The sequence below is a fragment of the Lysinibacillus sp. NPDC097279 genome (genome assembly GCF_044761745.1).
Taxonomy (GTDB): domain Bacteria; phylum Bacillota; class Bacilli; order Bacillales_A; family Planococcaceae; genus Lysinibacillus.
On the sequence record NZ_JBIWDA010000003.1, the window covers coordinates 484992 to 493721 of the forward strand.

Here is an 8730-nt window from a genome sequence, read left to right on the forward strand (position 1 = left end):
AGATAATGAAAACAGTTGCAATTGTACCAGTCCGAGGAGGTAGTAAGTCTATCCCTTTAAAGAATGTCAAATTAATTAATGGTAGACCTCTTGTTTATTGGACTATCGATGCTGCTGTTAATTGTTCATATATTGATGAAGTATATGTTACAACAGATAGTGATTTAATAAAGCAATGTATAGAAAATTATGATAAAGAGCATTATGGTAAGTTACATTGTATTGACAGAGATGCGGGAAATGCAACTGATAATGCTTCGACAGAATCGGTACTCTTAGAATTTGTAGATAAATTTAGCTCTGATAATACTATATTGCTTCAAGCTACTAGCCCATTAACAGAGAGTGGGCATTTAGAAGAAGCATTCCAAAAATTCTTTTCTAGTGATTTTGATAGTTTATTGTCAGTTGTTGAGCAAAAGAGGTTTATTTGGGATGAAATTGATGGATATGCTCATCCCATCAACTATTCACCAAATAAAAGACCAAGAAGACAAGATTATAAGGGTTTTCTCGTTGAAAACGGAGCATTTTATATTACAAAAACTGAAAATCTAATTAAAACAAGTGTTAGAATTTCAGGGAAAATAGGGTTGTATAAAATGCCTGAAGAAACTTATTTTGAAATAGATGAAGAAACAGATTGGATAATAGTTGAGCAGTTATTAAAGAAAAAGATGTATCATAAAGAAAAGTTAAAGAGAGTCAAATTATTTATTACTGATTGCGATGGAGTTTTAACAGATGCGGGAATGTACTATTCTGAAGATGGCGATGTCTTAAAAAAATTTAATACAAAAGACGGTATGGGTTTCGGACTACTTAAAGAAAAAGGTATATTGACTGCGATAGCAACTGGTGAAGATTCTAAAATAGTACTACAACGTGCTCAAAAATTAAATATAGACCATGTATTCCTAGGCTGCAAAGATAAAGTTAAAGTTACTGAAACCTTATTAGAAAAATATAATCTAACATATGAAGAAGTAGCATTTATTGGGGATGATATTAATGATATTAGCCTACTTCAAAAGGTTGGTTGGTCATTTTCTGTGGCAGATGCATTAGATGTTGTAAAACAAAATTCAAAATATACTACTGAAAAAAAGGGCGGAGAAGGTGCAGTACGAGAAGCTATTGATTTAATATTGAAAGGGTATGACTAATAGAAAATGAATCTTAAAAAATATACAATGCCGTTTAACGGAACAATTTTTCATGCTATGGAAAAAATAGAACATAATAAAGAAGGATTTGTATTAATTGTTAAAGAAAATTTGTTAATTGGTACCTTAACGGATGGAGATATTAGACGCGCATTATTAAATCATGTTTCTATAAAAAATAATGTAGTAGATATTATGCAAAAAGAATACGAATATATTTCTTTGAATGACTCTTTAGATGTTATTGTTTCGAAATTTAAATCAAATAAAATCAAGTACTTGCCTATACTTAATGTAAAAAGAGAATTGATTAATGTACTTACAAAAGATCAATTACATATAGCGCTTTTAGAAGGACATCAATTAGATTTATTAATGGATTTTAATCAGTTTAATCATTATTCCTTAACACATGAAATATATAATCGTCCATGGGGATTTTATAAAACAGTATTTTTAAATGAATTTGCTCAGGCCAAAATTATTCATATAAACCCGCTACAACAAATCAGTTTACAATACCACAAAAAGCGTGAAGAGCATTGGGTTGTTGTAAAAGGTACAGGAAAAATGATTATAGGTGAAAGTGAACGAATTTTAACAGCTGGTTCCTATATTTTTATACCTAGAGGGTGTTTACATCGAATTAAAAACATAAATGAATCAGAAATTCTAGTAATTTCTGAAGTACAATTAGGGGATTATTTCGGTGAGGACGATATTATTCGTATTGAAGATGACTACAAGAGAAATAAAAAGGAGCAATACGTATGAAATGTTCTTTATGTAATTCTGTACAAATTAAAACAAGATATCCTTATGTTCGTGACAATAAAGAAATTGAAGTATTAGAGTGTGAGGAGTGTGGCTTAGTCTTTTTATCAACGATTCAGCATATTAGCGATAAATTTTATGAGGATTCTGGTATGCTAAATGGTATTGTAAATTTAAAAGAATATCGTCTACAATCTTTTAAGGATGATGAGAGAAGAGCATTAGATTTAAGAGAAAGAATTATTGGTAAACAAGTATTAGATTTTGGTTGTGGAGCAGGTGGATTTCTAAATCTTATAAAGGATTTTACTGGTGACGTTGCGGGGGTTGAACTGGACAAAAAAATAAACAGAGCTTTAAATGAAGAAGGTATCTATTGTTATTCAAATATTGATGAAATAGAGGGAACATTTGATGTAATAACATTATTTCATGTCTTAGAACACTTAACTAACCCAAAAGAAATGTTAGAAAATCTTAAAAAATATTTAAAACCAAATGGTACAATTATTATAGAGGTGCCAAATGCAGACGATGCATTATTAACACTTTATAAAAGTACAGCTTTTTCAGATTTTACATATTGGAGTTGTCATGTTTACTTATATAATAGCCATACATTAAACAAACTTGTGGATAATTGTGGATATAATGTTAAATTGGTTAAGCAAATACAAAGATATCCTATAAGTAATCATCTCTATTGGTTAAGTGAAAATAAACCAGGTGGACATAAAATTTTTAATTTAATTGACAATCAAATATTAAATAAAGAATATGAGAATGCTTTGGCAGCGATTGGAAAATGTGATACCATACTCTTAGAGGCAACTTTATATTAAACTGTTTTGGATTCAGTTCAATAAGTCCAAATGAGAAATTTTAAACCAAGCTTGTTATTTAACGTACAAGCTTGGTTTTCTATTGCGCGCAAACTTAAGTGATTAATAGTTATAAAAAATCTCTGAAATATTAACTTCTCATTTAAAATAAAAAGAATTTATTATTCTTATTTTTTTATTATAAAAGAAGGTTTTACATGTGAGAAGCTAAATTTATTAATCGTATATCCTTTATTTTCTAAAAATTCATCAATTGCTTTAGTTTCACCTTCCACTGTACCGTAATCATCAAAAACAATTACACCGCCCGCTACGACTCTATCGAATAATAATTCTAAACCTACTTTTGATGGAGCATATACGTCAGTATCAATATGAAGAAGAGATACTTTAGTAAATGGGTGTTGTTCTAAATATTTGGGTAAAGTATCTAAAATATCCCCTTTAATTAAATCTACATTCGAAATGTTTTTTAAATTTAGGCTATTATATAAATCTTGGTCACTTAAATACTGGTTTTCAAATTGCTTATTCCAATTTGAAATAAATTCTTCATCACTATTGGTATTTGTTTTATTGCTAGGGAAAGAGCCAAACGCATCAAAGCCAATAATTTTTCGTGACTTTTCATTTTCTAAAAGCTCTCTGTAACTAGCAAATTGGATTAATGAATTTCCTTTAAATACACCAAGTTCTATAACATCTCCTGGTAAGTCAATTATCTTTTTATAGAGCTCATAATGTGCTAAAAAGTTGCCTAGGCGATATACCTCGGATGTTAACATAAAGCCATTTTCATATTCAAATGTTTTTTCAGTATTAAAGTTTAAAATCATGAACACTCACTCCAAATATAATAATTTTAATAAGTACTTATTAAAATATATACTTTTGGTAGATATATTGAAACTATTTTTTGTAATAATGTTAATTTGTTTAAAAAGCAAAATTATTATATAAATGTCTTCAGTTCAGTTTATCTTAAACGTTAATAAGTAAATAGTAAAGTTTGTAAAATATAATACGATGTAAACAGTTATTTTATCGCTATTTTCAAACTTTTTTGTGAAAAAATATTTTAAAAGTCCGATAATATAAATATAAAAGTAATTTAACTAGCGGAGGGGTTTATTATGCGTATTGTTTCACAAAATACCGAGATTTCAGCACCGCAAAACTTAGGAAGTGACTTAACCAGAAACGAAAAAAGTAGTTATGAAAAGAATGAAAAGAATACTCAAATCGCTAATAAAAATGATAAAAGTGGGATATCCAACAAACAATTAGGTCTTGGGAAATCTGAATTATCATTTGGGGATTTACAACAAGCTGTAACCACGGTAAATGAATTTTTAGAGGTCGATCATAGACAATCAAAATTTATTTTACATGAGGGGCTAGAAAAATACTACATTAGGCTTGTTGATTCAGATACAGAAGAAGTGATAAAAGAAATTCCGCCTGAAAAACTTTTAGATGCATTTTATGAAATGCAAAAATTAGTTGGCATGATAGTTGACGAAAAAATTTAAAATAATAAATTGGGGGTTTTAAAATGGTTAATCGAATTGGTGGTTTAGCGTCAGGGATGGATATTGATGCACTTGTAGAAAAATTAATGAAGGCAGAAAAGGCACCATTAAACAAACTGTATCAAAAAAAGCAAACGTATGAATGGCAACGTGACGCTTACCGAGATGTTAATAAGCAGATTAAGGCTTTTGATGATTTTTTATCGAAGGAAATGCTTTTACAAAAAGATCTTTGGAAAAAGACTTCATCAAGTAGTAATGATGCAATTTCTGCCACTTCAACTACAGCAAAAGATGGGGCTACTTTAAATATCTCATCAGTTTCTCAGCTAGCTACTTCTACAAGACGTGTAGGTAACATTGGTACAACATTATCAAGTGGTGAAGCAATTACTAAATCCACAAAATTGGAGGATTTAGGTATAACCGGTGATCAATCGATTGAAATGAAAGTTCTTCAAAAGGATGGTAAGTTTAAAGATGTGAAAATGTCATTTAAACAAACTGATACAATTGATAGTGTGATAACTAATTTAAATAATGGAACCGGACTCTCTGCTTTTTATGATGAAAAGTCAGGTCAAATATCAATTACTACTGATGTAACAGGGACAGGTGGTAAACTTAATTTAACACAAGGTGGTACTACTCAAACTTTTGAGAATGTAAACATATATGTATCAGATGACTCAGCAGGTATTTTTAAAAAGCTAGGTTTCGGAGAGAATACTGATCTTTCCCATTCAGGTGGCGCTACAAATCCAGCAAACGCTATAAATTCTGATGGGAAAAATGCAATATTAAACGTTAATGGAATTGAAATTGAGCGATCATCTAATACATTTGATATAAATGGATTTACTATTACATTGAATGATACCTATAAGGGAACAAAACCTATAAGTATTGCCGCGAATACAGATACAGATCATCTTTTTAATCAAATTAAAAAGTTTGTTGAAACATATAATGGTCTTGTAGAATCTTTAAACGAAAAAACAAAGGAAAAAAAATACCGAGACTTTGCTCCATTAACAGATGAACAGAAAAAGGATATGGAGAAATCAGAAATTGAAAAATGGGAGGAAAAATCCAAAAGTGGTATCCTTCGTAGCGATATGATGATTCAATCGGGTCTATCTTCTTTACGTAATGTTTTATACGAAAAAGGTGGCAGTTCTAATAAGGAGCTTAGTACACTATATGAAATGGGAATTACAACAACTAAAACGTACACTGATGGTGGTAAATTAGAAATTGATGAAGAGAAGTTGCGTGCTGCAATTGCTAAAGATCCAGAGGCTGTAGTAAAAACATTTACTAATACAGTTACAACTAGTAATCCTGGAGAATCAGGTATTGTTCAAAAATTGCGTTCATCAATGAATACATTTACAACTAACATTGAGAAAAAAGCCGGAAAGGCGACAATGACAGAACAAAACTACTCCATTGGTAAAAGTTTATTAGATGTGGATAATCGAATTGATACTTGGAAGACCAAACTCGAAAATATCGAAGCTCGTTATTGGAAGCAATTCACGGCAATGGAGCAAGCGATTAATAAAGCGAATTCACAATCAAGTATGTTCTCACAAGGTTCTTGATTAGGCTTTTAATGAAGCAAGGTAGGGGAAGTTTATGCAACTAACAAATCAACTATTGCAGGCGTCTGCGAATCTATATAAATTATTAGGAGACATCCCAAAAGGCGAAGATCGTGATGACTACGTGGATACTATAAATACTATGTTGGACAAGCGTGGAATGATTATCAATGGATTGAAACAAGAAGGTTTTCATTATGATGAACAAGATCGCGTTCATCGTACCTTGCTTGAATTGGATAATGGCATTAAAGAAAGATTGGCTGCTGTAATGAGCGCAGTAAAGCAGGATATGGCAAACCTTCAAAAAACGAAAAAAAGTGAAGTGCAATATTTTAATCCATATGGAAATGTCCGTGTGATGGACGGGATGTATTACGATAAGAAAAATTAATTTCTCTATTAGCTTTTCTTCGTTTAATGGTTTAAAATAGTAAATAAGTAACATCTAAAAGGAGTTGTCCTTTATTGGCAGCAAATTTAACAGCACAAAACGCGTATAAGCAAAATAGTGTCACAACTGCTTCACCTGGTGAGCTTACATTGATGCTTTATAATGGGTGTTTAAAGTTTTTAAATAAAGCTAAACTTGCTATTCAAGAAAAAAATATTCAAGACAAAAATACAAATTTACTAAAAGCACAAGCGATTATTAGTGAGCTTATGGCGACGCTTAATATGGATATTGAAGTGTCGAAAAATATGTTAGCACTCTATGAATATATGAATCGCCGTTTAGTAGAAGCAAATATCCAAAATGATGTTAGCATCATTGAAGAGGTTGAAGGCTTAGTGACGGAATTTCGGGATACTTGGAAAGAAGTTATTCGCATTAATCGACAACAACAATTCGGTAATGGGAATAACGGACAAGTTTAATAAAAAATTAGAGACCATCGCTTGATGATGGTCTCTTTTGTTTATTAGACAAATTATGCAAATAAAAAAACGAAAAAGTTATTAAGATTATACAAAAATCGACAAGAGGAACTTTACATATAGTCATAAATTAGGTGATTTAAAGGTAAAATATGTTACTAATTCCCTCTAGATGAAAATCATGTATTCATGTCATAATCAAGCTAACTAAATGTTTGAAAAGTATTGGGGTGGGGAAAATGATATTTAAGCGTCAAGAAGGCTTTCGTTTTAAATTTGACGAGCCTGTGAGTATGACTTTTGCGATATATGAGAATGGAAAAGTGAATCATGCGCAAACTGCAATGGCGGATTTATTGGATATCAGTCCAAGGGGATTAAAGATGTTCACTGAGGTCGATTTAGGTTTACGTCCTTCTCCTCTTGATTTGCGATTTGTTCTAGATACAAGAGAAATTCGAGTATATGGTGAAGTTATTTGGAGCCGTCCTTATGGGAATGGGAAACAATACGGTGTATTTTTCAATAATCAAGGCGCTATTGAGGATTTGATTGTTGACGAGCTGAAATTGCGTCGTAAAAAAGAAGCGGCAGAAGCAAAAGCTAAAAAAATTAATTCTTAAAATTTATTGTGAAAAAAAGAATTATTTTAGAGGAATTTCACACACTTGTGTAGAAATAAGAAGTATAGCAGTCATAAAGGAGGAGTTTACATGTTAAACTTTAACATTCGTGGTGAAAATATTGAGGTAACGCCAGCTATTCGAGAGTATGTAGAAAATAAAATCGAAAAAGTTGAACGTTATTTTAACGAAGATGTTAACGCCAATGCTAACGTAAATTTAAAGGTTTATAATGACAAGCAAACAAAAGTGGAAGTTACGATTCCAATGAAGAACTTAACACTTCGTGCAGAAGAACGTCATAATGATATGTATGCTGCAATCGACTTAATTGTTGATAAATTAGAGCGACAAATTCGCAAGCATAAAACAAAAGTAAACCGTAAATTCCGTGAGCGTGAAGGTGCAGGACTTTATTTTGCTATAACGCAGGCAGCAGCTGATACTGTAACAGAGGAAGACGAATATTCCATTGTACGTACTAAACAATTTGATTTAAAACCGATGGATCATGAAGAAGCGGTTTTACAAATGAACATGCTAGGCCATGATTTCTACATCTTCACTGATGCTGAATCAAACGGTACTAACATTGTTTACAAACGAAAAGATGGCAAGTATGGCTTAATTGAAACAACTTAAATAAATGATTAAGAACCCTCATCTAATGAGGGTTCTTTTTTTATCCTAATTTAAAGGATGGCAGATTGTACTTTTGAAAATGCAGAACTAATGTGTTGAGGCATAGTAGGATATCGGAGCTTTATATAATATTTAGTGGCTAGATGAAATGCATTTCAATTTAAATGAGTGGGTATTTTTCCTTTACTTAATTTAAGGGAATAATAACGAGAACTTCTCATACTTATAGTAGAAAAATAATAAAGTAATTTTTTATAAGTTTTTGTTGACTAATATATAAATAACATGATAATATTTAATCCTGTCGTAAAACACCGATTAATTGTATTAATGAAATATTAATTAAATGAAAGTGTTGACAGATGAAAAATTATTGTGATATATTATAAATCCTGTCACTTCGACAGTGAAAATAACTTTTAAAAAGTTGTTGACAAATGTAATGATATTTTGATATAATAATTTTTGTTGCTGCGAAACGCAGTGCGACATGAACCTTGAAAACTGAACAAGCAAAACGTAATCAATATAGTTTTCAGTAGCTAACTTATGTTAGTGAACGAAACAAATTTTTGGACATCAAAATTGATGCCAGCAAAACAATTTGAGCTAATCAAATTTCTTTTATGGAGAGTTTGATCCTGGCTCAGGACGAACGCTGGCGG

The 8730-nt window shown here is 31.0% G+C and carries 10 protein-coding genes; 9 read left to right on the top strand and 1 reads right to left on the bottom strand.

All coding sequences use genetic code 11. From position 1 onward, the window contains the following. Positions 1 to 5: 5 nt before the first annotated feature. Genes ACIQ1H_RS15925 through ACIQ1H_RS15935 form a run of 3 tightly spaced genes read left to right on the top strand, consistent with a single transcriptional unit; the run spans position 6 to position 2782 of the window. On the top strand, positions 6 to 1166 hold the full coding sequence (locus ACIQ1H_RS15925; RefSeq protein ID WP_402890005.1) for a cytidylyltransferase domain-containing protein: 1161 nt from the start codon (positions 6 to 8) through the stop codon (positions 1164 to 1166). Between the two features lie 6 nt (positions 1167 to 1172). After that, positions 1173 to 1940: a CBS domain-containing protein gene (locus tag ACIQ1H_RS15930; protein ID WP_402890007.1), complete on the top strand. Its 768-nt coding sequence runs from the start codon at positions 1173 to 1175 to the stop codon at positions 1938 to 1940. After that, the gene (locus ACIQ1H_RS15935) at positions 1937 to 2782 is read left to right on the top strand and encodes a class I SAM-dependent methyltransferase (RefSeq protein ID WP_402890009.1); all 846 of its coding nucleotides are present in this window, start codon (positions 1937 to 1939) and stop codon (positions 2780 to 2782) included. Before ACIQ1H_RS15930 ends, ACIQ1H_RS15935 begins: the two co-directional genes overlap by 4 nt. Positions 2783 to 2949: 167 nt before the next feature. On the opposite strand, the gene ACIQ1H_RS15940 is transcribed toward ACIQ1H_RS15935, so the two are convergent. Next, on the bottom strand, positions 2950 to 3618 hold the full coding sequence (locus ACIQ1H_RS15940) for a TylF/MycF/NovP-related O-methyltransferase (RefSeq protein WP_402890010.1): 669 nt from the start codon (positions 3616 to 3618) through the stop codon (positions 2950 to 2952). 297 nt (positions 3619 to 3915) lie between these two features. Between ACIQ1H_RS15940 and ACIQ1H_RS15945 the strand changes: the two genes are divergently transcribed. The 6 genes from ACIQ1H_RS15945 (at position 3916) to hpf (ending at position 8065) form a co-directional block, all read left to right on the top strand. Further along, a complete protein-coding gene (locus ACIQ1H_RS15945) occupies positions 3916 to 4314 on the top strand; it encodes a flagellar protein FlaG (protein WP_402890011.1) in 399 nt (132 codons plus the stop codon). 23 nt (positions 4315 to 4337) lie between these two features. Beyond that, positions 4338 to 5921 (top strand): flagellar hook-associated protein 2, encoded by a 1584-nt coding sequence (locus ACIQ1H_RS15950; protein ID WP_402890013.1) that lies wholly within the window; start codon positions 4338 to 4340, stop codon positions 5919 to 5921. Positions 5922 to 5955: 34 nt separating this feature from the next. Beyond that, positions 5956 to 6315, top strand: a complete 360-nt coding sequence (gene fliT, locus ACIQ1H_RS15955) for a flagellar protein FliT (protein ID WP_402890015.1) — start codon at positions 5956 to 5958, stop codon at positions 6313 to 6315. Positions 6316 to 6389: 74 nt separating this feature from the next. Continuing rightward, a complete protein-coding gene (fliS, locus tag ACIQ1H_RS15960; RefSeq protein ID WP_401019101.1) occupies positions 6390 to 6800 on the top strand; it encodes a flagellar export chaperone FliS in 411 nt (136 codons plus the stop codon). A gap of 239 nt (positions 6801 to 7039) precedes the next feature. Next, the gene (locus ACIQ1H_RS15965) at positions 7040 to 7423 is read left to right on the top strand and encodes a PilZ domain-containing protein (RefSeq protein WP_402890017.1); all 384 of its coding nucleotides are present in this window, start codon (positions 7040 to 7042) and stop codon (positions 7421 to 7423) included. Positions 7424 to 7513: 90 nt separating this feature from the next. Beyond that, positions 7514 to 8065, top strand: a complete 552-nt coding sequence (hpf, locus tag ACIQ1H_RS15970) for a ribosome hibernation-promoting factor, HPF/YfiA family (protein ID WP_173479666.1) — start codon at positions 7514 to 7516, stop codon at positions 8063 to 8065. Positions 8066 to 8730: the final 665 nt, after the last annotated feature.